Raw genomic sequence first — 26,311 nt, 5'->3', positions numbered from 1 at the left:
TGGGGAACGCTGATGGCTTACTCATATACTGAGAAAAAACGTATCCGCAAGGACTTTAGCAAGTTGCCGGACGTCATGGATGTGCCTTACCTCCTGGCCATCCAGCTGGATTCGTATCGTGAATTCTTGCAAGCGGGAGCGACTAAAGATCAGTTCCGCGACGTGGGCCTGCATGCGGCCTTCAAATCCGTTTTCCCGATCATCAGCTACTCCGGCAATGCTGCGCTGGAGTACGTCGGTTATCGCCTGGGCGAACCGGCATTTGATGTCAAAGAATGCGTATTGCGCGGTGTAACTTTCGCCGTACCTTTGCGGGTAAAAGTGCGCCTGATCATTTTCGACAAAGAATCGTCGAACAAAGCGATCAAGGACATCAAAGAGCAAGAAGTCTACATGGGTGAAATTCCCCTGATGACTGAGAACGGTACCTTCGTAATCAACGGTACCGAGCGTGTAATCGTTTCCCAGCTGCACCGTTCCCCGGGCGTGTTCTTCGACCACGACCGCGGCAAGACGCATAGCTCCGGCAAACTGCTGTACTCCGCGCGTATCATTCCTTACCGCGGTTCGTGGTTGGACTTCGAGTTCGACCCGAAAGACTGCGTATTCGTGCGTATCGACCGTCGTCGCAAGCTGCCGGCATCGGTACTGCTGCGCGCGCTCGGTTATACCACCGAAGAAGTACTGGACGCGTTCTACACCACCAACGTATTCCACCTGAGCGGCGAAACCCTCAGCCTGGAACTGATTGCATCGCGTCTGCGTGGTGAAATTGCCGTTCTGGATATCCAGGATGAAAAAGGCAAGGTCATCGTTGAAGCCGGCCGTCGTATTACTGCGCGCCACATCAACCAGATCGAAAAAGCCGGTATCAAGACGCTGGAAGTGCCTCTGGACTACGTCCTCGGTCGCACCACCGCCAAGGTCATCGTGCATCCAGCCACCGGTGAAATCCTGGCTGAGTGCAACACCGAACTGAACGTTGAGATCCTCGGCAAAATCGCCAAGGCTCAGGTTGTTCGCATCGAGACCCTGTACACCAACGACATCGACTGCGGTCCGTTCGTTTCTGACACGCTGAAGATCGACTCCACCAGCAACCAATTGGAAGCGCTGGTCGAGATCTATCGCATGATGCGTCCAGGCGAGCCGCCAACCAAAGACGCAGCCGAAACCCTGTTCAACAACCTGTTCTTCAGTCCAGAGCGTTATGACCTGTCTGCGGTCGGCCGGATGAAGTTCAACCGTCGTATCGGTCGTACCGAAATCGAAGGTTCGGGCGTGTTGTGCAAGGAAGACATCGTCGCGGTACTGAAGACTCTGGTCGACATCCGTAACGGTAAAGGCATCGTCGATGACATCGACCACCTGGGTAACCGTCGTGTTCGCTGCGTAGGCGAAATGGCCGAGAACCAGTTCCGCGTTGGCCTGGTACGTGTTGAGCGTGCGGTCAAAGAGCGTCTGTCGATGGCTGAAAGCGAAGGCCTGATGCCGCAAGACCTGATCAACGCCAAGCCAGTGGCTGCGGCGGTGAAAGAGTTCTTCGGTTCCAGCCAGCTGTCTCAGTTCATGGACCAGAACAACCCGCTGTCCGAGATCACCCACAAGCGTCGTGTGTCTGCACTCGGCCCTGGCGGTCTGACTCGTGAGCGCGCAGGCTTTGAGGTTCGTGACGTACACCCGACGCACTACGGTCGTGTTTGCCCGATCGAAACGCCGGAAGGTCCAAACATTGGTCTGATCAACTCCTTGGCCGCCTATGCGCGCACCAACCAGTACGGCTTCCTGGAAAGCCCGTACCGCGTGGTGAAAGACGCATTGGTTACCGACGAGATCGTGTTCCTGTCCGCCATCGAAGAAGCTGATCACGTGATCGCTCAGGCTTCGGCCGCGATGAACGACAAGAAAATGCTGATCGACGAGTTGGTAGCTGTTCGTCACTTGAACGAATTCACCGTCAAGGCGCCTGAAGAAGTCACCTTGATGGACGTTTCGCCGAAGCAGGTAGTTTCGGTTGCAGCGTCGTTGATCCCGTTCCTCGAGCACGATGACGCCAACCGTGCGTTGATGGGTTCGAACATGCAGCGTCAGGCTGTACCAACTCTGCGCGCTGACAAGCCGCTGGTAGGTACCGGCATGGAGCGTAACGTAGCTCGTGACTCCGGCGTTTGCGTCGTGGCTCGCCGTGGCGGCGTGATCGACTCCGTTGATGCCAGCCGTATTGTGGTTCGTGTTGCTGATGACGAAGTTGAAACCGGCGAGGCTGGTGTCGACATCTACAACCTGACCAAGTACACCCGCTCCAACCAGAACACCTGCATCAACCAGCGTCCGCTGGTGCGTAAAGGTGATCGGGTTCAGCGTAGCGACATCATGGCTGATGGTCCGTCCACCGATATGGGTGAGCTGGCACTGGGTCAGAACATGCGCATCGCGTTCATGGCCTGGAACGGTTACAACTTCGAAGACTCCATCTGCCTGTCGGAACGAGTTGTTCAAGAAGATCGCTTCACCACGATCCACATTCAGGAACTGACCTGTGTGGCGCGTGACACCAAGCTTGGGCCAGAAGAAATCACTGCGGACATCCCTAACGTGGGTGAAGCTGCACTGAACAAACTGGACGAAGCCGGTATCGTTTACGTAGGTGCTGAAGTTGGCGCAGGCGACATTCTGGTAGGTAAGGTCACTCCGAAAGGCGAGACCCAACTGACTCCGGAAGAAAAACTGCTGCGTGCAATCTTCGGTGAAAAAGCCAGCGACGTTAAAGACACCTCCCTGCGTGTACCTACCGGTACCAAAGGTACTGTCATCGACGTACAGGTCTTCACCCGTGACGGCGTTGAGCGTGATGCTCGTGCTCTGTCGATCGAGAAGACCCAGCTGGACGAGATCCGCAAGGATCTGAACGAAGAGTTCCGTATCGTTGAAGGCGCGACTTTCGAACGTCTGCGTTCCGCTCTGGTAGGCCACAAGGCTGAAGGCGGCGCAGGTCTGAAGAAAGGCCAGGACATCACCGACGAAGTTCTCGACGGTCTTGAGCATGGTCAGTGGTTCAAACTGCGCATGGCTGAAGATGCTCTGAACGAGCAGCTCGAGAAGGCTCAGGCCTACATCGTTGATCGTCGCCGTCTGCTGGACGACAAGTTCGAAGACAAGAAGCGCAAACTGCAGCAGGGCGATGACCTGGCTCCAGGCGTGCTGAAAATCGTCAAGGTTTACCTGGCAATCCGTCGTCGCATCCAGCCGGGCGACAAGATGGCCGGTCGTCACGGTAACAAAGGTGTGGTCTCCGTGATCATGCCGGTTGAAGACATGCCGCACGATGCCAATGGCACCCCGGTCGACGTCGTCCTCAACCCACTGGGCGTACCTTCGCGTATGAACGTTGGTCAGATCCTCGAAACCCACCTGGGCCTCGCGGCCAAAGGTCTGGGCGAGAAGATCAACCGTATGATCGAAGAGCAGCGTAAAGTCGCAGAACTGCGTACTTTCCTGGATGAGATCTACAACCAGATCGGCGGTCGTAACGAAGATCTGGACAGCTTCTCCGATCAGGAAATCCTGGATCTGGCGAAGAACCTGCGTGGCGGTGTTCCAATGGCCACCCCAGTGTTCGACGGCGCCAAGGAAAGCGAAATCAAGGCCATGCTGAAACTGGCAGACCTGCCGGAAAGCGGCCAGATGCAGCTGACTGACGGCCGTACCGGCAACAAGTTCGAGCGTCCAGTTACCGTTGGCTACATGTACATGCTGAAGCTGAACCACTTGGTAGACGACAAGATGCACGCTCGTTCTACCGGTTCGTACAGCCTGGTTACCCAGCAGCCGCTGGGTGGTAAGGCACAGTTCGGTGGTCAGCGTTTCGGGGAGATGGAGGTCTGGGCACTGGAAGCTTACGGTGCCGCTTACACTCTGCAAGAAATGCTCACAGTGAAGTCGGACGATGTGAACGGCCGTACCAAGATGTACAAAAACATCGTGGATGGCGATCACCGTATGGAGCCGGGCATGCCCGAGTCCTTCAACGTGTTGATCAAGGAAATTCGTTCCCTCGGCATCGATATCGATCTGGAAACCGAATAACACGTGACGCGAATCGAGAGCGGGGCAGGATTGCCCGCTCTCTGCTCCGCCAGGAGGAAAGGCCTTGAAAGACCTACTGAATTTGCTGAAAAACCAGGGTCAAGTCGAAGAGTTCGACGCCATCCGTATTGGATTGGCCTCGCCTGAGATGATCCGCTCATGGTCGTTCGGCGAAGTTAAAAAGCCGGAAACCATCAACTACCGTACGTTCAAACCTGAGCGTGACGGTCTGTTCTGCGCCAAGATCTTTGGCCCGGTAAAGGATTACGAGTGCCTGTGCGGTAAGTACAAGCGCTTGAAGCACCGTGGTGTGATCTGCGAGAAGTGCGGCGTTGAAGTTGCACTGGCCAAGGTTCGTCGTGAGCGCATGGCGCACATCGAACTGGCTTCGCCGGTTGCCCACATCTGGTTCCTGAAATCGCTGCCGTCGCGTATCGGTTTGCTGATGGACATGACCCTGCGTGATATCGAGCGTGTTCTCTACTTCGAGAGCTATGTCGTTATCGATCCGGGCATGACTACCCTTGAAAAAGGTCAGCTGCTGAACGACGAGCAATACTTCGAAGCGCTGGAAGAGTTCGGTGACGATTTCGACGCCCGCATGGGTGCCGAGGCTGTCCGCGAACTGCTGCACGCTATCGACCTGGAGCACGAGATTGGCCGTCTGCGTGAAGAAATTCCGCAAACCAACTCCGAAACCAAGATCAAGAAGCTGTCCAAGCGTCTGAAGTTGATGGAAGCCTTCCAGGGTTCCGGCAACCTTCCAGAATGGATGGTGCTGACCGTTCTGCCGGTTCTGCCGCCAGATCTGCGTCCACTGGTCCCGCTGGATGGTGGTCGTTTCGCGACTTCCGACCTCAACGATCTGTATCGTCGAGTGATCAACCGTAACAACCGCTTGAAGCGTCTGCTCGATCTGTCCGCTCCGGACATCATCGTGCGTAACGAAAAGCGTATGTTGCAGGAAGCTGTCGATGCACTGCTCGACAACGGTCGTCGTGGCCGCGCTATCACCGGTTCGAACAAGCGTCCTCTGAAATCCCTGGCTGACATGATCAAGGGTAAGCAAGGTCGTTTCCGTCAGAACTTGCTCGGTAAGCGTGTTGACTACTCCGGTCGTTCGGTAATTACCGTAGGCCCGACCCTGCGTCTGCACCAGTGCGGTCTGCCGAAGAAGATGGCTCTCGAGCTGTTCAAGCCGTTCATTTTCGGCAAGCTTGAAATGCGTGGTCTCGCGACCACCATCAAAGCGGCCAAGAAAATGGTCGAGCGCGAATTGCCAGAGGTTTGGGACGTTCTCGCTGAAGTGATCCGTGAACACCCGGTTCTCCTCAACCGTGCACCGACCCTTCACCGTCTGGGTATCCAGGCGTTTGAACCGGTACTGATCGAAGGCAAGGCTATTCAGCTGCACCCTCTGGTCTGCGCCGCGTACAACGCCGACTTCGACGGCGACCAAATGGCCGTGCACGTACCGCTGACACTGGAAGCTCAGTTGGAAGCGCGTGCGTTGATGATGTCGACCAACAACATTCTGTCGCCAGCCAACGGTGAGCCAATCATCGTTCCGTCGCAGGACGTTGTATTGGGTCTGTACTACATGACTCGCGAAGCGATCAACGCCAAGGGCGAAGGTCGTGTGTTTGCGGATCTGCAGGAAGTTGACCGTGTGTTCCGTGCTGGCGAAGCCGCACTGCACGCCAAGGTTAAAGTACGTATCAACGAAACCGTCAACGACCGTGACGGCAACAGCGTGAGCGGTACCCGTATCGTCGACACTACCGTCGGCCGTGCGCTGCTGTTCCAGGTTGTGCCGAAAGGGTTGTCTTACGACGTCGTCAACTTGCCGATGAAGAAAAAGGCGATCTCCAAGCTGATCAACCAGTGCTACCGCGTGGTTGGTTTGAAAGAGACCGTGATCTTCGCTGACCAGTTGATGTACACCGGTTTCGCTTACTCGACCATCTCCGGCGTTTCCATCGGTGTTAACGACTTCGTTATCCCGGATGAAAAAGCCCGCATCATCGGTGCTGCCACCGACGAAGTGAAAGAGATCGAGAGCCAGTACGCCTCCGGCCTGGTAACCCAGGGCGAGAAGTACAACAAAGTGATCGACCTTTGGTCGAAAGCGAACGACGAAGTCTCCAAGGCGATGATGGCCAACCTCTCGAAAGAGAAAGTCATCGACCGTCATGGCGTCGAAGTCGACCAGGAATCGTTCAACTCGATGTACATGATGGCTGACTCGGGTGCGCGGGGTTCCGCAGCACAGATTCGTCAGCTGGCCGGTATGCGTGGTCTGATGGCCAAGCCGGACGGTTCCATCATTGAAACGCCGATTACTGCGAACTTCCGTGAAGGTTTGAGCGTACTTCAGTACTTCATCTCCACTCACGGTGCTCGTAAAGGTCTGGCGGATACCGCGTTGAAAACTGCGAACTCCGGTTACCTGACTCGTCGTCTGGTAGACGTGGCGCAGGATCTGGTTGTAACCGAGATCGATTGCGGCACCGAACACGGTCTGTTGATGACTCCGCACATTGAAGGCGGTGACGTTGTAGAGCCGTTGGGTGAGCGCGTATTGGGTCGTGTTATTGCCCGTGACGTATTCAAGCCAGGTACCGAGGACGTTATCGTTCCTGCCGGCACTCTGGTAGACGAGAAGTGGGTCGAGTTCATCGAGCTGAACAGCATCGACGAAGTGATCGTGCGTTCGCCGATCAGCTGCGAAACCCGCTATGGCATTTGTGCCAAGTGCTACGGCCGTGATCTGGCTCGTGGTCACCAGGTGAACATCGGTGAAGCGGTCGGCGTAATCGCTGCCCAGTCCATCGGTGAGCCGGGTACCCAGCTGACGATGCGTACGTTCCACATCGGTGGTGCGGCAAGCCGTACTTCCGCAGCCGACAGCGTTCAGGTGAAGAATGGCGGTACCGTCCGTCTGCACAACCTGAAGCACGTTGAGCGAGTGGATGGTCACTTGGTTGCTGTGTCCCGTTCTGGTGAGCTGGCAATCGCTGATGACTTCGGTCGTGAGCGTGAGCGTTACAAGCTGCCATACGGTGCTGTGATTTCGGTTAAAGAAGGTGACAAGGTCGACGCTGGCGCAATCGTGGCCAAGTGGGATCCGCACACTCACCCAATCGTTACCGAAATGAAAGGTACCGTGACCTACGTGGGCATGGAAGAAGGCATCACGATCAAGCGTCAGACTGACGAATTGACCGGTATGACCAACATTGAAGTACTCGACGCGAAAGATCGTCCAGCTGCCGGTAAAGAAATTCGCCCAGCAGTGAAGATGGTCGACGACAACGGCAAGGATCTGTTGCTGCCAGGCACTGACGTTATCGCTCAGTACTTCCTGCCAGCCAACGCCCTGGTCGGTGTTGCGGATGGTGCGAAGATTGCGATCGGTGATGTTATCGCTCGTATCCCGCAAGAAACTTCGAAAACTCGTGACATCACCGGTGGTCTGCCGCGTGTTGCCGACTTGTTCGAAGCTCGTCGTCCGAAAGAAGCGTCGATTCTGGCTGAAGTCAGCGGCACCATCGCGTTCGGTAAAGAGACCAAAGGCAAGCGTCGTCTGGTTATTACCCCGAACGATGGTACTGATCCGTACGAAGAGCTGATTCCGAAGTGGCGTCACCTGAACGTGTTTGAAGGCGAACAGGTAAACCGCGGCGAAGTTATCTCCGACGGTCCTAGCGATCCGCACGACATCCTGCGTTTGCTGGGTGTGAGCGCGCTGGCCAAGTACATTGTTAACGAGATCCAGGACGTTTACCGTCTGCAAGGCGTGAAGATCAACGACAAGCACATCGAGACCATTTTGCGTCAGATGCTGCGTAAGGTTGAAATCGCTGAATCCGGCGATTCCACTTTCATCAAGGGCGACCAGATGGAATTGACCCACGTACTGGTAGAGAACGAGCGTCTGGGCGCGGAAGACAAATTTGTCTCCAAGTTCACTCGCGTTCTGCTGGGTATCACCAAGGCGTCGTTGTCGACCGAATCGTTCATCTCGGCGGCTTCCTTCCAGGAAACCACCCGCGTACTGACCGAAGCGGCCGTCACCGGCAAGCGCGATTACCTGCGCGGCCTGAAAGAAAACGTAGTCGTGGGTCGTCTGATCCCGGCCGGTACCGGTCTGGCATATCACAGCGAGCGCAAGCGTCGTCGTGAAGCAGACAAGCCGTTGCGCGTAAGCGCCAGTGAAGTGGAAGCTGCACTGACCGAAGCGCTGAACTCGAGCGGTAACTGAGTTCTGCGATATATGAGCGTAAGGCCCTGATCGCACCGTTCATCGAATCGAGACAATTTGTCGAGGTTCGATGAGTGGGGAGGTCGGGGCCTTGCCTTGACTGGGGACAAGATCCTCTTTAGACTCTTGTACCCCTAAATTTGGCGGGAATTCGTTCCTGCCATTTTGCTTTTCTTGCAAGACAATAGCGTCGCAAGACAACAGTGGAGCTAGTAGATGGCAACTATCAACCAGCTGGTACGTCAGCCGCGTAAGCGTATCGTCGAGAAATCCGACGTGCCTGCGCTGCAGAACTGCCCGCAACGTCGTGGCGTATGCACCCGTGTGTATACCACCACGCCGAAAAAACCTAACTCGGCACTGCGTAAAGTATGCCGTGTGCGTCTGACCAACGGTTTCGAGGTTTCCTCGTACATCGGCGGTGAAGGCCACAACCTGCAAGAGCACAGCGTCGTACTGATTCGTGGCGGCCGTGTAAAAGACTTGCCAGGTGTTCGTTACCACACCGTTCGCGGTTCTTTGGATACTTCCGGCGTTAAAGGTCGTAACCAGGGTCGTTCGAAGTACGGTACCAAGCGTCCGAAGTAATCGGCCGTTTTGCAGATTTTTATTTTATTGAGTCGATAAGAGTAAGGTCGGGCACGCATCCTTTGGATCTGTCCCGAGCTAACCTGAAGACCGCTTGAGGGCTTATCATGCCAAGACGTCGCGTAGCAGCAAAGCGTGAGATTCTGGACGATCCGAAATACGGAAGCCAGATCCTCGCCAAATTCATGAACCACGTTATGGAAAGCGGCAAGAAAGCCGTTGCCGAGCGTATCGTTTATGGTGCCCTGGAAACCGTTGCGACCCGTAAGGCTGGCACCGATCCCCTGGAACTCTTCGAAAAAGCACTCGACGCCATCGCTCCGCTGGTCGAAGTGAAGTCGCGCCGCGTTGGTGGTGCTACTTACCAGGTTCCGGTCGAGGTTCGTCCTTCCCGTCGTAACGCTCTGGCAATGCGCTGGTTGGTAGACTTCGCGCGCAAGCGTGGCGAGAAGTCTATGGCTCTGCGTTTGGCTGGCGAGCTGCTGGATGCTGCTGAAGGTAAAGGTGCTGCTGTTAAGAAGCGTGAAGACGTGCACCGTATGGCAGAAGCCAACAAAGCTTTCTCGCACTACCGCTTCTAATTTTAGCTTCACTAATTTTGCGAGGGCTTTATGGCTCGTACTACTCCGATTAGTCGCTACCGTAACATCGGTATCGTCGCTCACGTGGATGCTGGTAAAACCACCACCACCGAGCGCGTCCTTTTTTACACTGGCAAAAGTCACAAAATGGGCGAGGTGCATGACGGCGCCGCGACCACAGACTGGATGGTTCAGGAGCAGGAGCGTGGTATTACCATTACTTCTGCTGCCATTACCGCCTTCTGGAAAGGTTCTGCTAAGCAGTACAAAGACGAGCATCGCTTCAACGTAATCGATACCCCGGGCCACGTTGACTTCACCATTGAAGTTGAACGTTCCCTGCGCGTACTCGACGGCGCTGTCGTTGTGTTCTGCGGTACTTCGGGTGTTGAGCCTCAGTCGGAAACCGTATGGCGTCAGGCCAACAAATACGGTGTTCCACGTCTTGTTTACGTGAACAAGATGGACCGTGCTGGTGCGAACTTCCTGCGCGTGATCGATCAGATCAAAAAGCGTCTGGGTCACACTCCGGTGCCAATCCAGTTGGCTATCGGTTCGGAAGACAACTTCCAGGGTCAGATTGATCTGATCAACATGGAAGCTGTGTACTGGAATGATGCTGATAAAGGTATGGTTCCTGTTCGTAAGCCTGTTCCTGAAGATATGCAGGAATTGGCTGCCGAATGGCGCGACAACATGGTTCAGGCTGCTGCCGAAGCCAACGAAGAGCTGATGAACAAGTACCTGGAGGGCGAAGAGCTGACGATCGAAGAGATCAAAGCTGCTTTGCGTCAGCGTACTATCGCCGGCGAAATCGTTCTGGCCGTTTGCGGTTCTTCCTTCAAGAACAAGGGTGTTCCCCTGGTTCTCGACGCCGTTATCGACTTCCTGCCTGCGCCAACCGATATTCCTGCTATCAAGGGTACTGATCCGGATAACGAGGAAGTCGAGCTGGAGCGTCACGCAGACGATGCGGAGCCGTTCTCGGCTCTGGCGTTTAAGATCGCTACCGACCCATTCGTGGGTACTTTGACCTTCGTTCGCGTTTACTCGGGCGTGTTGAACTCCGGCGACGGCGTGATCAACTCGGTTAAAGGCAAGAAAGAGCGCGTGGGTCGTATGGTGCAAATGCACGCAAACGCCCGTGAAGAGATCAAGGAAGTACGCGCTGGTGACATCGCGGCCCTGATCGGCATGAAGGACGTCACCACTGGTGAAACCCTCTGCAACGCTGACAAGCCAATCATCCTGGTTCGTATGGACTTCCCGGAGCCGGTTATTTCGGTTGCCGTAGAGCCTAAGACCAAGGATGACCAGGAAAAAATGGGTATCGCTCTGGGCAAGCTTGCTCAGGAAGACCCTTCTTTCCGCGTCAAGACTGATGAAGAGACTGGTCAAACGATCATCTCCGGCATGGGCGAGCTGCACCTGGACATCCTGGTTGACCGGATGCGCCGTGAGTTCAACGTCGAAGCCAACATCGGCAAGCCTCAGGTTTCCTATCGTGAGCGCATCACGAAGAACTGCGAAATCGAAGGCAAGTTCGTTCGTCAGTCCGGCGGTCGTGGCCAGTTCGGTCACTGCTGGATTCGTTTTGCTCCTGCTGACGAAGGTCAGGAAGGTCTGCAATTCGTGAACGAAGTAGTAGGTGGTGTGGTTCCTAAGGAATACATCCCGGCTATCCAGAAGGGTATCGAAGAGCAGATGAAGAACGGCGTTGTTGCCGGCTATCCGCTGATCGGCCTGAAGGCTACCGTGTTCGATGGTTCTTACCACGACGTCGACTCCAACGAGATGGCGTTTAAAGTGGCTGCTTCCATGGCGACCAAGCAACTGGCCCAGAAGGGTGGTGGTGAGTTGCTCGAGCCGATCATGGCTGTAGAGGTTGTTACGCCTGAAGACTATATGGGTGATGTGATGGGCGACCTTAACCGTCGTCGCGGCATGATCCAGGGTATGGAAGACACGGTCTCCGGCAAAGTAATTCGTGCCGAAGTTCCGTTGGGTGAAATGTTCGGTTATGCGACCGACGTTCGTTCCATGTCCCAGGGTCGCGCAAGCTACTCTATGGAATTCAAAAAATACGATACAGCCCCGTCGCACATCGTCGAGTCTGTTACCAAAAAACAAGGCTGATTCAGCCCCTTTAGGCTAGGAGTTAATTGTCGTGGCTAAAGAAAAATTTGATCGTTCCCTACCGCACGTCAACGTTGGCACCATTGGTCACGTTGACCACGGTAAAACCACTCTGACTGCTGCTCTGACTCGCGTTTGCTCCGAAGTTTTCGGTTCCGCAATCGTTGACTTCGACAAGATCGACAGCGCACCAGAAGAAAAAGCTCGTGGTATCACCATCAACACCGCGCACGTTGAATACAACTCGCTGATCCGTCACTACGCTCACGTTGACTGCCCAGGTCACGCTGACTATGTGAAGAACATGATCACCGGTGCTGCCCAGATGGACGGCGCAATCCTGGTTTGCTCGGCCGCTGATGGTCCGATGCCACAAACCCGTGAGCACATCCTGTTGTCCCGCCAGGTTGGCGTTCCGTACATCGTGGTTTTCCTGAACAAGGCTGACCTGGTAGACGACGCTGAGCTGCTGGAACTGGTTGAGATGGAAGTTCGCGACCTGCTGTCCACCTATGACTTCCCAGGCGACGACACTCCGATCATCATCGGTTCTGCTCGTATGGCTCTGGAAGGCAAAGACGACAACGAAATGGGCACCACTGCCGTTCGTAAGCTGGTTGAGACTCTGGATACCTACATTCCGGATCCAGTTCGCGTAATCGACAAGCCATTCCTGATGCCAATCGAAGACGTATTCTCGATCTCGGGTCGCGGTACTGTTGTAACTGGCCGTATCGAGCGCGGTATCGTTCGCGTTCAGGATCCACTGGAAATCGTTGGTCTGCGTGACACTACTGTCACCACCTGCACCGGTGTTGAAATGTTCCGTAAGCTGCTCGACGAAGGTCGTGCTGGCGAGAACTGCGGCGTGCTGCTGCGCGGCACCAAGCGTGACGACGTAGAGCGTGGCCAGGTTCTGGTTAAGCCGGGTTCGGTTAAGCCGCACACTACCTTCGAAGCTGAAGTGTACGTGTTGAGCAAAGAAGAAGGCGGTCGTCACACTCCGTTCTTCAAAGGCTACCGTCCACAGTTCTACTTCCGGACCACTGACGTGACCGGTAACTGCGAACTGCCGGAAGGCGTTGAAATGGTAATGCCGGGCGACAACATCAAAATGGTTGTCACCCTGATCAAGACCATCGCAATGGAAGACGGTCTGCGTTTCGCTATCCGTGAAGGCGGTCGTACCGTCGGCGCTGGCGTCGTAGCCAAAATCATCGCCTAACTCTTTTGAGTTAAATGATGAATTGAAGAAAGCCTCCGCTTAGCGGGGGCTTTTTTTATTGGGTTGACACCAATCTGGGGCGTCTATAGAATTGCGCCTCCTTTTAACGGGCGTATTGCGCTCGGTGGGAATAGCAGCCGGAGTCTGAAATCCAATGCAAAATCAGCAAATCCGTATCAGGTTGAAGGCTTTTGACCATCGCCTGATCGACCAATCCACCCAGGAAATCGTGGAAACCGCGAAACGTACTGGTGCTCAAGTGCGTGGTCCAATTCCACTGCCTACCCGTAAAGAGCGGTTCACCGTTCTGGTCTCCCCGCACGTCAACAAAGACGCGCGTGACCAGTACGAGATCCGTACTCATAAGCGCGTTCTGGACATCGTCCAGCCAACGGATAAAACCGTTGATGCACTTATGAAGCTTGATCTTGCGGCCGGTGTGGAAGTGCAGATCAGCCTCGGCTAAGACTCGGTCTTAGTCGTGTAACGCTCTGAAATGGGCGGCCATAGCGGGTGAAAGCCCCGTACACTCATGAGGTTTACAACATGACTATTGGTGTAGTCGGTCGTAAATGCGGTATGACCCGTATTTTCACCGAAGAAGGTGTCTCCATTCCGGTCACGGTCATTGAGATCGAACCGAATCGCGTCACCCAGTTCAAAACTGAAGAGACCGATGGCTATCGTGCAGTGCAAGTCACTGTAGGCGAGCGTCGTGCTTCGCGTGTTACAGCTGCTCAGGCTGGCCACTTCGCTAAGGCGAACGTTGCCGCTGGTCGCACTGTCATGGAGTTCCGTCTTGAAGAAGGCGACTACCAGGCTGGCGATCTGATCAACGCTGAAATCTTCGCCGCTGGTCAACTGGTTGATGTAACCGGTCAGTCCAAGGGTAAGGGCTTCCAGGGTACGATCAAGCGTTGGAATTTCCGCGGGCAAGATAACACCCACGGTAACTCCGTATCCCACCGCGTCCCAGGCTCTATCGGCCAGTGCCAGACTCCTGGTCGTGTATTCAAGGGCAAAAAAATGTCCGGTCATATGGGCGCTGAGCGCGTGACCGTGCAGTCCCTGGAAGTAGTGCGCGTGGACGCTGAACGCAATCTGTTGTTGGTCAAGGGTGCTGTTCCTGGCGCTACTGGCGGCAACCTGGTTGTACGTCCAGCAGCCAAGGCTCGCGGTTAAGGGGAAGCTGACATGCAATTAAATGTAAATGACGCTCAAGCGATCGAAGTTTCCGAACTGACATTTGGCGGCGAATTCAACGAGACTCTGGTTCACCAAGCAGTCGTGGCCTACATGGCCGGCGGCCGTCAAGGTAGCAAGCAGCAAAAGACCCGTTCCGACGTTCGTGGTGGCGGTAAGCGCCCATGGCGTCAGAAAGGTACTGGCCGTGCTCGTGCCGGTACTATCCGTAGCCCAATCTGGCGTGGCGGCGGTACCACTTTCGCAGCTCGTCCGCAGGATCACTCCCAGAAGCTGAACAAGAAGATGTATCGCGCAGCAATGCGTTCCATCCTTGCTGAGCTGGTGCGTACTGATCGTCTGGTCGTGGTTCAGGATTTCGCTGTTGAAACTCCGAAAACCAAAGATCTGCTGGGCAAGCTGAACAACATGAGCCTGACCGATGTTCTCATCGTGTCGGACGCTGTTGATCAGAACCTGTACCTGGCTGCTCGTAACCTGCCGCACGTAGATGTACGTGACGTTCAAGGTTCCGATCCAGTTAGTCTGATCGCATACGACAAGGTGTTGATCACCGTGTCGGCCGTGAAGAAATTCGAGGAGCTGCTGGGATGAACCAGGAACGCGTATTTAAAGTTCTGCTTGGCCCGCACGTTTCCGAAAAGGCTACGGTTCTGGCTGACAAGAAGGGCCAGTTCGTTTTCAAGGTTGCAACTGACGCAACCAAGCTGGAAATCAAGAAGGCCGTCGAAAGCCTGTTCAGCGTGAAAGTTGAGCGTGTTACTACCCTGAACGTTCTGGGTAAGAGCAAGCGCACGGCTCGCGGTCTGGGCAAGCGCAATGACTGGAAGAAGGCAGTTATCTCCCTTCAGCCAGGCCAAGATCTCGATTTCAGCAGCAGTGCTGAGTAAGGAAGGGGTGCATCATGGCAATCGTTAAATGCAAACCGACTTCCCCTGGCCGCCGTTTTGTGGTCAAGGTGGTCAACCAGGAGCTGCATAAAGGCGCTCCTCACGCACCGCTGCTCGAGAAAAAATCGAAGACTGGTGGTCGTAACAACAATGGCCGTATTACTACCCGTCACATCGGTGGTGGTCATAAGCAGCATTATCGTATGGTCGATTTCCGTCGCAACGACAAAGATGGCATTCCAGCCACTGTTGAGCGTATTGAATACGATCCAAACCGTACTGCTCACATTGCTCTTATGTTGTACGCAGACGGCGAACGCCGTTACATCATCGCCCCTAAAGGCGTGAGTGCTGGCGACCAGCTGATTTCGGGTGCTTTGGCTCCGATCAAGCCAGGCAACCAGTTGCAACTGCGCAGCATTCCAGTTGGTAGCACCGTACACGGCATCGAATTGAAGCCAGGTAAAGGCGCACAGATCGCTCGTTCCGCTGGTGCCTCGGCTCAGCTGATCGCTCGTGAAGGTGTGTACGTTACCCTGCGTCTTCGCTCCGGTGAAATGCGTAAAGTCCTGGCTGAATGCCGTGCGACCCTGGGCGAAGTCTCGAACTCCGAGCACAGCCTGCGTTCGCTGGGTAAAGCTGGTGCCAAACGCTGGCGTGGCGTTCGCCCAACCGTTCGTGGTGTTGCCATGAACCCGGTTGACCACCCACATGGTGGTGGTGAAGGTCGTACCTCTGGTGGTCGTCATCCGGTATCGCCATGGGGCTTCCCGACTAAGGGCGCGAAGACTCGTGGTAATAAGCGTACCGACAAAATGATCGTCCGTCGTCGCAAGTAAATAGAGGGATACGACAGTGCCACGTTCTCTGAAAAAAGGTCCTTTTATTGATCTTCACCTACTGAAGAAGATCGAAGTGGCGGCGGAAAAGAACGATCGCAAACCAATTAAGACTTGGTCGCGTCGTTCGATGATCCTGCCACAAATGGTCGGTCTGACCATTGCAGTACACAACGGTCGTCAACACGTCCCAGTTCTCGTTAACGAAGACATGGTCGGCCACAAACTGGGCGAGTTTGCCGGTACCCGCACTTATCGTGGGCACGTGGCAGACAAGAAAGCCAAGCGTTAAGGGGTTAGGAAATGGAAGTAGCCGCTAAGTTGTCGGGCGCTCGAATCTCCGCCCAGAAAGCCCGCTTGGTCGCCGACCAGATTCGCGGGAAGAAGGTGGGCGAAGCGCTCAACTTGTTGGCTTTCAGCAGTAAGAAAGCCGCCGAGATCATGAAGAAAGTGCTGGAGTCGGCCGTAGCCAACGCCGAGCATAACGAAGGCGCAGACGTTGATGACCTGAAGGTCAGCACCGTTTTCGTCAACGAAGGGCGTTCGCTGAAGCGCATCATGCCACGTGCCAAAGGCCGTGCTGATCGCATCGTCAAGCGGTCTTGCCATATCACTGTCAAGGTTGCTGACAAGTAACGGAGTCGAAGAGATGGGTCAGAAAGTACATCCCATTGGCATTCGCCTGGGAATCGTCAAGGAGCACACCTCCGTCTGGTACGCAGACGGTCGGACTTATGCGGACTATTTGTTCGCTGATCTGAAGGTGCGTGAGTATCTCCAAGACAAACTAAAAAGCGCGTCCGTAAGCCGTATCGATATCCATCGTCCGGCGCAAACTGCACGTATCACCATCCACACTGCTCGTCCAGGTATCGTTATCGGGAAGAAAGGTGAAGATGTTGAGAAACTGCGTCAGGACCTGACCAAGCAAATGGGTGTGCCTGTGCACATCAATATCGAAGAGATCCGCAAGCCGGAGCTCGACGGTATGCTGGTTGCGCAGAGCGTAGCTCAGCAGCTGGAGCGTCGCGTAATGTTCCGTCGCGCTATGAAGCGCGCTGTTCAGAACGCCATGCGCATTGGTGCCAAAGGCATCAAAATCCAAGTGAGCGGTCGTCTCGGCGGTGCTGAAATCGCACGTACTGAATGGTATCGCGAAGGGCGTGTGCCATTGCACACCCTGCGTGCCGACATCGACTATGCCAACTACGAAGCTCACACCACTTACGGTGTGATCGGTGTAAAGGTTTGGATCTTCAAAGGCGAAGTAATTGGTGGTCGCCAAGAAGAACTGAAACCACAAGCACCAGCGCCTCGTAAAAAAGCTGCTAAGTAAGGGGTACGCCAAATGTTGCAACCTAAGCGTACGAAGTTCCGCAAGCAGATGACAGGTCACAACCGTGGCCTGGCTCAGCGCGGTAGCAAAGTCAGCTTCGGCGAGTTCGCGCTGAAGTCTGTAGCTCGTGGTCGTCTCACCGCTCGTCAGATCGAGTCAGCGCGTCGTGCTCTGACCCGTCACGTTAAACGTGGCGGCAAGATCTGGATCCGTGTATTCCCGGACAAGCCGATTTCCAAAAAGCCCCTCGAAGTTCGGATGGGTAAAGGTAAGGGTAACGTGGAATACTGGGTAGCCCAGATTCAGCCAGGCAAAGTCCTGTATGAAATCGAGGGTGTAACTGAAGAGCTGGCGCGTGAGGCTTTTGCCCTGGCTGCTGCAAAGCTGCCGCTCGCCACCGCCTTTGTTAAACGGACGGTGATGTGATGAAAGCGAATGAACTTCGTGAAAAATCCGCACAGCAGCTGAACGAGCAACTGCTCGGCTTGCTGCGCGACCAGTTCAATCTGCGTATGCAGAAAGCAACTGGCCAGTTGGGGCAGTCTCATCTGCTCTCGCAAGTTAAGCGTGACATCGCTCGCGTGAAGACTGTGCTTAACCAGCAGGCAGGTAAGTGATCATGGCTGAAGCCGAAAAAACTGTCCGTACGCTGACTGGCCGTGTTGTCAGCGACAAGATGGACAAAACCATCACCGTTCTGATCGAGCGTCGCGTTAAGCACCCGATCTACGGTAAATATGTTAAGCGTTCGACTAAGCTGCACGCGCACGACGAAACCAATCAGTGCCATATCGGCGACAAAGTCACTATTCGTGAAACTCGTCCGATGGCCAAGACCAAGTCTTGGGCACTGGTTGATGTTCTCGAACGCGCTGTGGAAGTCTAAGGACTAGGGGTCGGAGAAATTATATGATTCAGACTCAATCCATGCTCGATGTGGCCGATAACAGCGGCGCTCGCCGTGTTATGTGCATCAAGGTGCTGGGTGGCTCCCATCGTCGTTACGCTGGTATCGGTGACATCATCAAAGTTACCGTGAAGGAAGCAATTCCTCGCGGTAAGGTGAAAAAAGGCCAAGTGATGACTGCTGTTGTAGTCCGCACTCGTCACGGCGTACGTCGTGCTGATGGCTCCATTATCCGCTTTGATGGCAACGCTGCTGTTCTTCTGAACAACAAGCAAGAGCCGATCGGCACCCGTATCTTTGGGCCAGTGACCCGTGAACTTCGTACTGAGAAGTTCATGAAGATCGTCTCGCTCGCCCCAGAAGTGCTGTAAGGAGATCCGACATGCAAAAGATTCGTCGTGACGACGAGATCATCGTGATCGCCGGCAAAGACAAAGGTAAGCGCGGTAAGGTGCTGAAGGTTCTTGCTGACAACCGTCTGGTTGTTGGTGGTCTGAACCTGGTCAAGCGTCATACCAAGCCTAACCCGATGTCGGGCGTACAAGGCGGTATCGTCGAGAAAGAAGCGCCACTGCACGCTTCTAACGTAGCCATCTTCAATGGCGAAACCAACAAGGCTGACCGCGTTGGTTTCAAAGTAGAAGAAGGTAAGAAAATTCGTGTCTTCAAGTCGACCCAAAAAGCGGTTGATGCTTGAACACTGCTAGGTAGAAGACCATGGCACGACTAAAAGAGATTTACCGGAAGGAAATCGCTCCGAAACTTAAGGAAGAACTTAAGCTTTCGAACGTGATGGAAGTTCCGCGCGTTACAAAAATCACCCTGAACATGGGTCTGGGCGAAGCGATCGGTGACAAAAAAGTCATCGAGCACGCTGTTGCTGACCTGGAAAAGATCACCGGCCAAAAAGTCGTTGTGACCTACGCTCGTAAATCCATCGCTGGCTTTAAAGTCCGCGAAGGATGGCCGATCGGTGTCAAGGTGACTCTGCGCCGTGAGCGTATGTACGAGTTCCTGGATCGTCTGCTGTCGATCTCCCTGCCTCGGGTTCGCGACTTCCGCGGCCTGAATGCCAAGTCCTTCGATGGTCGTGGTAACTACAGCATGGGCGTAAAAGAGCAGATCATTTTCCCGGAAATCGACTACGACAAGATCGATGCTCTCCGCGGTCTGGACATTACCCTGACCACCACTGCCAAGAACGATGATGAAGGCCGCGCTCTGCTGCGTGCTTTCAAATTCCCGTTCCGCAACTGATTGGAGTAGGAAAATGGCCAAGAAGAGCATGAAAAACCGTGAGCTGAAGCGTCAGCTCACTGTTGCCAAGTACGCCACCAAGCGTGCAGCGCTGAAAGCTATCATCGTTGATCTGAACGCAAGTCCAGAAGCACGTTGGGAAGCTACCGTAGCTCTGCAGAAGCAACCACGTGACGCAAGCGCTTCGCGCATGCGTAACCGTTGCCGCCTGACTGGTCGTCCGCACGGCGTTTACCGCAAGTTCGGCCTGGGCCGTAACAAGTTGCGTGAAGCTGCAATGCGTGGTGACGTTCCAGGTCTGGTTAAAGCCAGCTGGTAATCGCTGTCAAAGCCTCGATGGTCGGGTCCGCAAGAATCTGACTATCGGTGGCCTTGAATTTGAATCAAGCCCCTTTTGGGGCTTGATTCATTTCTGGGGTGTGTCTAGAATGACCGGCTCGCCTGAGCCCGTGTTTTTCATGCCCGGAAGTTCTCGGCGACAAGTAGTAGCCGCAAGGCTAATTTTTCTGTATTAGGAGCGTCTAGCCCATGAGTATGCAGGACCCGTTAGCGGACATGCTAACTCGAATCCGTAATGCCCAGATGGCTGAAAAGTCTGTCGTAAGCATGCCGTCTTCCACGCTGAAGGTGGCTGTAGCAAAAGTCCTGAAGGACGAAGGTTACATCGCGGATTTTCAGATCACCACCGACGCTAAGCCGTCGTTGTCCATCTCGCTGAAGTACTTCGAAGGCCGTCCGGTTATCGAAGAAGTGAAGCGCGTTAGTCGTCCAGGCCTGCGTCAGTACAAGTCCGTTGAAGATCTGCCGAAAGTTCGTGGCGGTCTTGGCGTGTCTATCGTCTCCACCAACAAAGGTGTGATGACGGATCGTGCTGCGCGCGCTGCCGGTGTCGGCGGCGAAGTTCTTTGCACTGTGTTCTAAGGGGGGATAAGCATGTCTCGCGTCGCTAAGAACCCCGTTAAGCTGCCAGCCGGTGTCGAAGTAAAATTCGCAGGCCAACAGCTTTCGGTGAAGGGTGCCAAGGGCACTCTTGAACTGAACATCCATTCGTCCGTTGAGATTGTTGAAGAAGCTGGTGAGCTGCGTTTCGCTGCTCGCAATGGCGATCAACAAACTCGCGCAATGGCCGGTACCACGCGTGCGTTGGTAAACAACATGGTCCAAGGCGTAAGCCAAGGCTTCGAGCGTAAGCTCCAGCTGGTCGGTGTTGGTTACAAAGCGCAAGCAAAAGGCACGGTTTTGAACCTTGCCCTTGGCTTCTCGCACCCAGTGGATTACGAACTGCCGGAAGGCATCACCGCTGAGACTCCTAGCCAGACCGATATCCTGATCAAGGGCATCGATAAGCAGCTGGTAGGTCAAGTGGCCGCTGAGATCCGCGACTTCCGTCCACCAGAGCCGTACAAAGGCAAAGGTGTGCGCTACGCGGACGAAGTCGTCCGTCGTAAAGAAGCCAAGAAGAAGTAGGGCATAGCAAATGACCGACAAAAAAGTTACTCGACTGCGTCGCGCTCGCAAAGCACGCCTGAAAATGCACGAACTCGAAGTCGTGCGTCTCTGCGTGTTCCGCTCGTCGCAGCACATCTACGCCCAGGTCATCTCGGCCGACGGCAACAAAGTCCTGGCAAGCGCCTCGACTTTGGATAAAGAACTGCGTGATGGTGCCACTGGCAACATCGACGCGGCCACAAAGGTTGGCCAGCTGGTCGCTACGCGTGCTAAGGCCGCTGGCGTCTCGCAAGTGGCTTTCGACCGCTCTGGCTTCAAGTATCACGGCCGCGTTAAAGCGCTGGCTGATGCTGCTCGTGAAGCTGGGCTGGAGTTCTAAGTTATGTCAAATAACGACCAAAAGCGCGACGAAGGCTACATTGAGAAGCTGGTTCAAGTTAACCGCGTAGCCAAAACCGTTAAAGGCGGCCGTATCTTCACTTTCACCGCGTTGACCGTGGTTGGTGATGGTAAAGGGCGTGTTGGCTTCGGCCGTGGCAAGTCACGTGAAGTGCCTGCTGCGATCCAGAAGGCAATGGAAGCTGCTCGCCGCAACATGATTCAAGTTGACCTGAACGGCACCACTCTGCAGTACGCAATGAAGTCCGCTCACGGCGCTTCGAAGGTGTACATGCAGCCTGCTTCTGAAGGTACCGGTATCATCGCTGGTGGCGCTATGCGTGCTGTCCTCGAAGTTGCTGGCGTTCAGAACGTTCTGGCCAAGTGCTACGGCTCGACTAACCCGGTAAACGTGGTTCACGCCACTTTCAAGGGTCTGAAAGCCATGCAATCTCCTGAGTCTATTGCCGCCAAGCGTGGCTTGACCGTCAAGGAGATCTTCTGATCATGGCTACCGTTAAAGTAACGCTGATCAAAAGCATGACCGGCCGCATCCCTAACCACAAATTGTGCGTTAAGGGTCTGGGTCTGCGTCGCATCGGTCACACTGTAGAAGTCCAGGATACTCCCGAGAATCGCGGGATGATCAACAAGGCTTACTACATGCTGCGTGTCGAGGGTTAATCGATGAAACTCAATGATCTGAGTCCAGCGCCGGGTTCCCGTCGTGAAAAGCATCGTCCGGGCCGTGGTATCGGTAGCGGTTTGGGTAAGACTGGTGGCCGCGGCCACAAAGGTCAGACCTCCCGCTCCGGTGGCACCATTGCTCCAGGCTTTGAAGGCGGTCAACAGCCGCTGCATCGTCGCCTGCCGAAGTTCGGTTTCGTTTCCCTGAAGGCTATGGATCGCGCAGAAGTGCGTCTGTCCGAGCTGGCTAAAGTGGAAGGCGACATCGTTACCGTGCAGTCCCTGAAAGATGCCAACGTGATTAACGTCAACGTACAGCGTGTGAAAATCATGCTGTCCGGTGAAGTGACTCGCGCTGTCACTATCGGCAAGGGAATCGGCGCCACCAAAGGTGCGCGTTCGGCTATCGAAGCAGCTGGCGGCAAGTTCGAGGAATAAATGGCTAAGCAAGGTGCTCTCTCTGCGCTCGGCAAAGGCGGTATGTCTGAACTCTGGGCTCGTCTGCGTTTTCTGTTCCTGGCGATTATCGTCTACCGAATAGGCGCACACATCCCGGTTCCAGGTATCAACCCGGACCGACTCGCAGAACTGTTTCGACAGAATGAGGGGACCATTCTTAGCTTGTTCAACATGTTCTCCGGCGGCGCGCTGGAAAGGATGAGCATCTTTGCACTGGGGATCATGCCGTACATTTCGGCATCGATCATCATGCAACTGATGACAGCCGTCAGCCCGCAGTTGGAACAGTTGAAGAAGGAAGGTGAAGCTGGGCGTCGCAAGATTGCTCAGTACACCCGCTACGGCACTGTCGTTCTCGCTCTCGTTCAGGCTATTGGCATGTCCATTGGTCTGGCGGGGCAGGGCGTATCGTTCACTGGTGACTTTGGCTTCCATTTCGTCGCGGTATCCACTTTTGTGGCTGGTGCGATGTTCATGATGTGGCTGGGTGAGCAGATTACTGAGCGTGGTGTTGGCAACGGTATCTCGATGTTGATTTTCGCAGGTATCGTCGCCGGTCTTCCGAGAGCGATCGGGCAGTCTTTCGAGTCTGCGCGTCAGGGTGACATCAACATTTTTGCCCTTGTTGCGATCGGTTTGCTGGCAGTAGCGATTATCGGTTTTGTGGTGTTCATTGAGCGTGGTCAGCGTCGTATTGCTGTTCACTACGCCAAGCGTCAGCAGGGCCGTAAGGTCTTCGCTGCGCAGACTAGCCACTTGCCGCTGAAGGTGAACATGGCCGGTGTTATTCCGGCTATTTTCGCGAGCAGCATTTTGCTGTTCCCGGCTTCGTTGGGTACCTGGTTCGGTCAGTCTGAAGGTTTGGGCTGGTTGCAGGACATCTCGCAGTCGATCGCTCCTGGTCAGCCGTTGAATATTCTGCTGTTTAGTGCAGGGATTATTTTCTTCTGCTTCTTCTATACGGCGTTGATGTTCAATCCGAAAGACGTAGCGGAAAACCTGAAGAAGTCCGGTGCCTTTATTCCGGGTATCCGTCCGGGCGAGCAGTCGGCGCGCTACATTGATGGCGTTCTGACCCGTTTGACCCTGTTCGGTGCTCTATATATGACGGCCGTATGTCTGTTGCCCCAGTTCCTGGTGGTTGCGGCAAACGTTCCGTTCTACCTTGGCGGGACCTCGTTGCTGATCGTGGTCGTGGTTGTGATGGACTTCATGTCCCAAGTACAATCGCACCTCGTTTCGCACCAGTACGAATCCCTGATGAAGAAAGCCAACCTGAAGGGTTACGGCAGCGGCATGTTGCGCTGAGTACCCATAAGGTTCGAGGAGTTGGTGATGAAAGTTCGTGCATCGGTGAAAAAGCTGTGCCGTAACTGCAAAATTATTCGCCGCGAAGGTGTTGTTCGAGTAATTTGCAGCGCGGAACCGCGTCACAAACAGCGCCAAGGCTGAGTGTGATCCGCTTGAAGCCCGGCAGCTAGTGCGCTGCCGGGTTGATTATTTGTTATTACAGCGATATTATCTCGCGCCCTATTTCTTGGCTTCCGGGGCGTAGGTAGCTGTCAATTGGAGTCCCACTGAATGGCCCGTATTGCAGGCGTTAACATTCCAGATAACAAGCACACTGTTATCTCGCTGACCTACATCTATGGTGTTGGTCGCACTACTGCGCAGAAAATTTGCGCAGAGACTGGGGTAAACCCAGCCGCAAAGATCAAAGATCTGAGCGACGAGCAGATTGAACAGTTGCGTGGCGAAGTGGCGAAGTTCACCACTGAAGGTGACCTGCGTCGCGAAATCAACATGAAAATCAAGCGTTTGATGGACCTCGGTTGCTACCGTGGTCTGCGTCATCGTCGTGGTCTTCCAGTGCGCGGTCAGCGTACCAAGACTAACGCGCGTACCCGTAAAGGTCCGCGTAAGCCGATCCGCAAGTAATCGCCCACGCGAATCGACAGGAAATTAATCATGGCAAAACCTGCTGCTCGTCCTCGTAAAAAAGTTAAAAAGACAGTGGTTGATGGCATCGCCCACATCCATGCTTCTTTTAACAACACAATCGTGACCATCACCGACCGTCAAGGTAACGCGCTTTCTTGGGCTACCTCTGGTGGTTCGGGTTTCCGCGGTTCCCGCAAGTCCACCCCGTTTGCTGCTCAGGTAGCTGCTGAACGTGCTGGTCAAGCTGCGCTGGAATATGGCCTGAAAAACCTCGACGTTAACGTCAAAGGTCCAGGTCCAGGTCGTGAGTCTGCTGTCCGTGCATTGAACGGCTGTGGCTATAAGATCGCCAGCATCACCGACGTGACGCCAATCCCGCACAACGGGTGCCGTCCGCCGAAGAAGCGCCGCGTGTAATCCAGGAGATTGTAAAGAATGGCTCGTTACATTGGTCCAAAATGCAAACTCGCTCGTCGCGAAGGCACCGATCTCTTCCTGAAGAGCGGCGTGCGCGCGATCGAATCGAAGTGCAACATTGAAGCAGCACCTGGTATCCACGGCCAACGCCGCGGTCGCCAGTCCGACTACGGCACCCAACTGCGTGAAAAGCAGAAGGTCCGTCGTATCTACGGCGTTCTCGAGCGTCAGTTCAGCGGCTACTACAAAGAAGCTGCTGGCAAGAAAGGTGCAACCGGTGAAAACCTGCTGCAACTGCTCGAATGCCGTCTGGACAACGTTGTATACCGTATGGGCTTTGGTTCGACTCGTGCCGAATCCCGCCAGCTGGTATCGCACAAGTCGATCAGCGTTAACGGTCAGACCGTAAACGTTCCGTCGTATCAGGTTCGTGCTGGTGACGTGGTTGCAGTTCGCGAGAAAGCAAAAAACCAGCTTCGCATTGTCCAAGCTCTCGATCTGTGTGCCCAACGTGGCCGCGTAGAATGGGTAGAAGTAGACACTGAGAAGAAGTCGGGCGTTTTCAAGAACGTTCCTGCTCGCAGTGATCTGTCCGCCGACATCAACGAAAGCCTGATTGTCGAGCTCTACTCCAAGTAAGGGCTAGAAAATAGGTGCATCCATGCAGATTTCGGTAAATGAGTTCCTGACACCCCGCCATATTGATGTGCAGGTTGTCAGTCCAACCCGCGCCAAGATCACTCTCGAGCCTCTCGAGCGTGGTTTTGGCCACACCCTGGGCAACGCGCTGCGACGCATCCTGTTGTCCTCAATGCCCGGCTGCGCAGTAGTCGAGGCCGAGATTGACGGTGTGCTCCACGAGTACAGCGCCATCGAAGGTGTACAGGAAGACGTAATTGAAATCCTGTTGAACCTTAAAGGTCTGGCCATCAAGCTGCACGGTCGTGACGAAGTTACGCTGACCTTGTCGAAGAAGGGTTCGGGGGTGGTTACCGCTGCCGATATTCAGCTGGATCATGATGTCGAGATCGTTAATCCCGATCACGTAATCGCTAACCTGGCGTCTAACGGCGCCCTGAACATGAAGCTCACTGTAGCTCGTGGTCGTGGTTATGAACCAGCCGACTCGCGTCAGAGCGATGAAGACGAAAGCCGCAGCATCGGTCGCTTGCAGCTTGACTCTTCGTTCAGCCCGGTTCGCCGTATCGCATACGTGGTGGAAAACGCCCGTGTCGAGCAGCGTACTAACCTGGACAAGCTGGTTATTGATCTGGAAACCAACGGTACTCTGGATCCTGAAGAGGCAATTCGCCGCGCTGCAACCATTCTGCAACAGCAGTTGGCTGCGTTCGTCGACCTCAAAGGTGACAGTGAGCCAGTGGTTGTCGAGCAGGAAGACGAGATCGATCCGATCCTGCTTCGCCCGGTTGACGATCTGGAACTGACTGTACGTTCGGCTAACTGCCTTAAGGCGGAAAACATCTACTACATCGGTGACCTGATTCAGCGCACCGAAGTAGAGCTGTTGAAGACTCCGAACCTGGGTAAGAAATCCTTGACTGAAATCAAGGACGTTCTGGCCTCCCGCGGTCTGTCCCTCGGCATGCGCCTCGACAACTGGCCGCCTGCAAGTCTTAAGAAGGACGACAAGGCGACTGCCTGATCGTC

General features: G+C 54.7%; 33 protein-coding genes. All 33 read left to right on the top strand.

What is annotated here, in order from left to right; all coding sequences use genetic code 11:
• The first annotated feature begins 12 nt into the window (after positions 1-12).
• Positions 13-4,086, top strand: a complete 4,074-nt coding sequence (rpoB, locus tag AB4P97_RS20570) for a DNA-directed RNA polymerase subunit beta (protein WP_042561346.1) — start codon at positions 13-15, stop codon at positions 4,084-4,086.
• 64 nt (positions 4,087-4,150) lie between these two features.
• Positions 4,151-8,350: a DNA-directed RNA polymerase subunit beta' gene (gene rpoC / locus AB4P97_RS20565; protein ID WP_042561345.1), complete on the top strand. Its 4,200-nt coding sequence runs from the start codon at positions 4,151-4,153 to the stop codon at positions 8,348-8,350.
• A 216-nt stretch (positions 8,351-8,566) separates the two neighbouring features.
• On the top strand, positions 8,567-8,938 hold the full coding sequence (rpsL, locus tag AB4P97_RS20560; protein ID WP_003186084.1) for a 30S ribosomal protein S12: 372 nt from the start codon (positions 8,567-8,569) through the stop codon (positions 8,936-8,938).
• Between the two features lie 107 nt (positions 8,939-9,045).
• Positions 9,046-9,519 (top strand): 30S ribosomal protein S7, encoded by a 474-nt coding sequence (gene rpsG / locus AB4P97_RS20555; protein ID WP_007916467.1) that lies wholly within the window; start codon positions 9,046-9,048, stop codon positions 9,517-9,519.
• Positions 9,520-9,549: 30 nt separating this feature from the next.
• Complete coding sequence (gene fusA / locus AB4P97_RS20550; RefSeq protein WP_042561344.1) at positions 9,550-11,655, top strand: elongation factor G; 2,106 nt, start codon at positions 9,550-9,552, stop codon at positions 11,653-11,655.
• 31 nt (positions 11,656-11,686) lie between these two features.
• Positions 11,687-12,880 (top strand): elongation factor Tu, encoded by a 1,194-nt coding sequence (tuf, locus tag AB4P97_RS20545; RefSeq protein ID WP_042561343.1) that lies wholly within the window; start codon positions 11,687-11,689, stop codon positions 12,878-12,880.
• A 154-nt stretch (positions 12,881-13,034) separates the two neighbouring features.
• Entirely contained in the window at positions 13,035-13,346 is a 312-nt protein-coding gene (gene rpsJ / locus AB4P97_RS20540) for a 30S ribosomal protein S10 (protein WP_003186070.1), read from the top strand.
• 80 nt (positions 13,347-13,426) lie between these two features.
• Positions 13,427-14,062, top strand: a complete 636-nt coding sequence (gene rplC, locus AB4P97_RS20535) for a 50S ribosomal protein L3 (protein WP_007253310.1) — start codon at positions 13,427-13,429, stop codon at positions 14,060-14,062.
• A 12-nt stretch (positions 14,063-14,074) separates the two neighbouring features.
• A complete protein-coding gene (gene rplD, locus AB4P97_RS20530) occupies positions 14,075-14,677 on the top strand; it encodes a 50S ribosomal protein L4 (RefSeq protein ID WP_003228735.1) in 603 nt (200 codons plus the stop codon).
• Complete coding sequence (gene rplW / locus AB4P97_RS20525) at positions 14,674-14,973, top strand: 50S ribosomal protein L23 (protein ID WP_002555488.1); 300 nt, start codon at positions 14,674-14,676, stop codon at positions 14,971-14,973. The genes rplD and rplW overlap by 4 nt, the downstream gene beginning before the upstream one ends.
• A 14-nt stretch (positions 14,974-14,987) precedes the next feature.
• The gene (rplB, locus tag AB4P97_RS20520; RefSeq protein WP_042561342.1) at positions 14,988-15,812 is read left to right on the top strand and encodes a 50S ribosomal protein L2; all 825 of its coding nucleotides are present in this window, start codon (positions 14,988-14,990) and stop codon (positions 15,810-15,812) included.
• 16 nt (positions 15,813-15,828) lie between these two features.
• Positions 15,829-16,104: a 30S ribosomal protein S19 gene (rpsS, locus tag AB4P97_RS20515; protein WP_003228731.1), complete on the top strand. Its 276-nt coding sequence runs from the start codon at positions 15,829-15,831 to the stop codon at positions 16,102-16,104.
• A gap of 11 nt (positions 16,105-16,115) precedes the next feature.
• The gene (gene rplV / locus AB4P97_RS20510; protein WP_003103908.1) at positions 16,116-16,448 is read left to right on the top strand and encodes a 50S ribosomal protein L22; all 333 of its coding nucleotides are present in this window, start codon (positions 16,116-16,118) and stop codon (positions 16,446-16,448) included.
• A 13-nt stretch (positions 16,449-16,461) separates the two neighbouring features.
• Entirely contained in the window at positions 16,462-17,148 is a 687-nt protein-coding gene (gene rpsC / locus AB4P97_RS20505) for a 30S ribosomal protein S3 (protein WP_003176422.1), read from the top strand.
• 12 nt (positions 17,149-17,160) lie between these two features.
• Positions 17,161-17,574, top strand: a complete 414-nt coding sequence (gene rplP / locus AB4P97_RS20500; protein ID WP_003232424.1) for a 50S ribosomal protein L16 — start codon at positions 17,161-17,163, stop codon at positions 17,572-17,574.
• Positions 17,574-17,765: a 50S ribosomal protein L29 gene (gene rpmC / locus AB4P97_RS20495; protein WP_002555481.1), complete on the top strand. Its 192-nt coding sequence runs from the start codon at positions 17,574-17,576 to the stop codon at positions 17,763-17,765. The genes rplP and rpmC overlap by 1 nt, the downstream gene beginning before the upstream one ends.
• 2 nt (positions 17,766-17,767) lie before the next feature.
• On the top strand, positions 17,768-18,034 hold the full coding sequence (gene rpsQ / locus AB4P97_RS20490; protein WP_003194644.1) for a 30S ribosomal protein S17: 267 nt from the start codon (positions 17,768-17,770) through the stop codon (positions 18,032-18,034).
• 23 nt (positions 18,035-18,057) lie between these two features.
• Positions 18,058-18,426 (top strand): 50S ribosomal protein L14, encoded by a 369-nt coding sequence (gene rplN / locus AB4P97_RS20485; protein WP_002555479.1) that lies wholly within the window; start codon positions 18,058-18,060, stop codon positions 18,424-18,426.
• Positions 18,427-18,437: 11 nt separating this feature from the next.
• A complete protein-coding gene (gene rplX, locus AB4P97_RS20480; protein ID WP_042561341.1) occupies positions 18,438-18,752 on the top strand; it encodes a 50S ribosomal protein L24 in 315 nt (104 codons plus the stop codon).
• A gap of 20 nt (positions 18,753-18,772) precedes the next feature.
• The gene (rplE, locus tag AB4P97_RS20475; RefSeq protein WP_003210069.1) at positions 18,773-19,312 is read left to right on the top strand and encodes a 50S ribosomal protein L5; all 540 of its coding nucleotides are present in this window, start codon (positions 18,773-18,775) and stop codon (positions 19,310-19,312) included.
• 13 nt (positions 19,313-19,325) lie between these two features.
• Positions 19,326-19,631, top strand: coding sequence for a 30S ribosomal protein S14 (rpsN, locus tag AB4P97_RS20470; RefSeq protein WP_003228726.1), 306 nt, complete (start codon positions 19,326-19,328; stop codon positions 19,629-19,631).
• Between the two features lie 209 nt (positions 19,632-19,840).
• Positions 19,841-20,233: a 30S ribosomal protein S8 gene (gene rpsH / locus AB4P97_RS20465; protein ID WP_007966178.1), complete on the top strand. Its 393-nt coding sequence runs from the start codon at positions 19,841-19,843 to the stop codon at positions 20,231-20,233.
• 12 nt (positions 20,234-20,245) lie between these two features.
• Positions 20,246-20,779, top strand: a complete 534-nt coding sequence (rplF, locus tag AB4P97_RS20460) for a 50S ribosomal protein L6 (RefSeq protein ID WP_003176412.1) — start codon at positions 20,246-20,248, stop codon at positions 20,777-20,779.
• Between the two features lie 10 nt (positions 20,780-20,789).
• Positions 20,790-21,140, top strand: coding sequence for a 50S ribosomal protein L18 (gene rplR, locus AB4P97_RS20455; protein WP_003186037.1), 351 nt, complete (start codon positions 20,790-20,792; stop codon positions 21,138-21,140).
• A gap of 3 nt (positions 21,141-21,143) precedes the next feature.
• Entirely contained in the window at positions 21,144-21,644 is a 501-nt protein-coding gene (rpsE, locus tag AB4P97_RS20450) for a 30S ribosomal protein S5 (protein WP_003176409.1), read from the top strand.
• Positions 21,645-21,646: 2 nt separating this feature from the next.
• Positions 21,647-21,823, top strand: coding sequence for a 50S ribosomal protein L30 (gene rpmD / locus AB4P97_RS20445; protein WP_003176408.1), 177 nt, complete (start codon positions 21,647-21,649; stop codon positions 21,821-21,823).
• 3 nt (positions 21,824-21,826) lie between these two features.
• Positions 21,827-22,264 carry a 50S ribosomal protein L15 gene (gene rplO / locus AB4P97_RS20440; RefSeq protein ID WP_042561340.1) on the top strand — a complete coding sequence of 146 codons (438 nt, stop codon included), beginning with the start codon at positions 21,827-21,829 and terminating at the stop codon, positions 22,262-22,264.
• Positions 22,265-23,593, top strand: a complete 1,329-nt coding sequence (gene secY, locus AB4P97_RS20435) for a preprotein translocase subunit SecY (protein ID WP_042561339.1) — start codon at positions 22,265-22,267, stop codon at positions 23,591-23,593.
• A gap of 27 nt (positions 23,594-23,620) precedes the next feature.
• The gene (gene rpmJ, locus AB4P97_RS20430) at positions 23,621-23,737 is read left to right on the top strand and encodes a 50S ribosomal protein L36 (RefSeq protein ID WP_002555468.1); all 117 of its coding nucleotides are present in this window, start codon (positions 23,621-23,623) and stop codon (positions 23,735-23,737) included.
• Positions 23,738-23,866: 129 nt separating this feature from the next.
• On the top strand, positions 23,867-24,223 hold the full coding sequence (rpsM, locus tag AB4P97_RS20425; protein ID WP_009045849.1) for a 30S ribosomal protein S13: 357 nt from the start codon (positions 23,867-23,869) through the stop codon (positions 24,221-24,223).
• 30 nt (positions 24,224-24,253) lie between these two features.
• Positions 24,254-24,643 (top strand): 30S ribosomal protein S11, encoded by a 390-nt coding sequence (gene rpsK, locus AB4P97_RS20420; protein ID WP_002555466.1) that lies wholly within the window; start codon positions 24,254-24,256, stop codon positions 24,641-24,643.
• A gap of 18 nt (positions 24,644-24,661) precedes the next feature.
• Positions 24,662-25,282, top strand: coding sequence for a 30S ribosomal protein S4 (gene rpsD, locus AB4P97_RS20415; protein ID WP_003176404.1), 621 nt, complete (start codon positions 24,662-24,664; stop codon positions 25,280-25,282).
• A gap of 22 nt (positions 25,283-25,304) precedes the next feature.
• Positions 25,305-26,306, top strand: coding sequence for a DNA-directed RNA polymerase subunit alpha (locus AB4P97_RS20410; protein ID WP_003186012.1), 1,002 nt, complete (start codon positions 25,305-25,307; stop codon positions 26,304-26,306).
• The last annotated feature ends 5 nt before the right edge of the window (positions 26,307-26,311 follow it).

Source organism: Pseudomonas sp. A1230, assembly GCF_044218825.1.
GTDB classification, from domain to species: domain Bacteria; phylum Pseudomonadota; class Gammaproteobacteria; order Pseudomonadales; family Pseudomonadaceae; genus Aquipseudomonas; species Aquipseudomonas iridis.
This window is presented reverse-complemented; position numbering and strand designations above follow the sequence as displayed.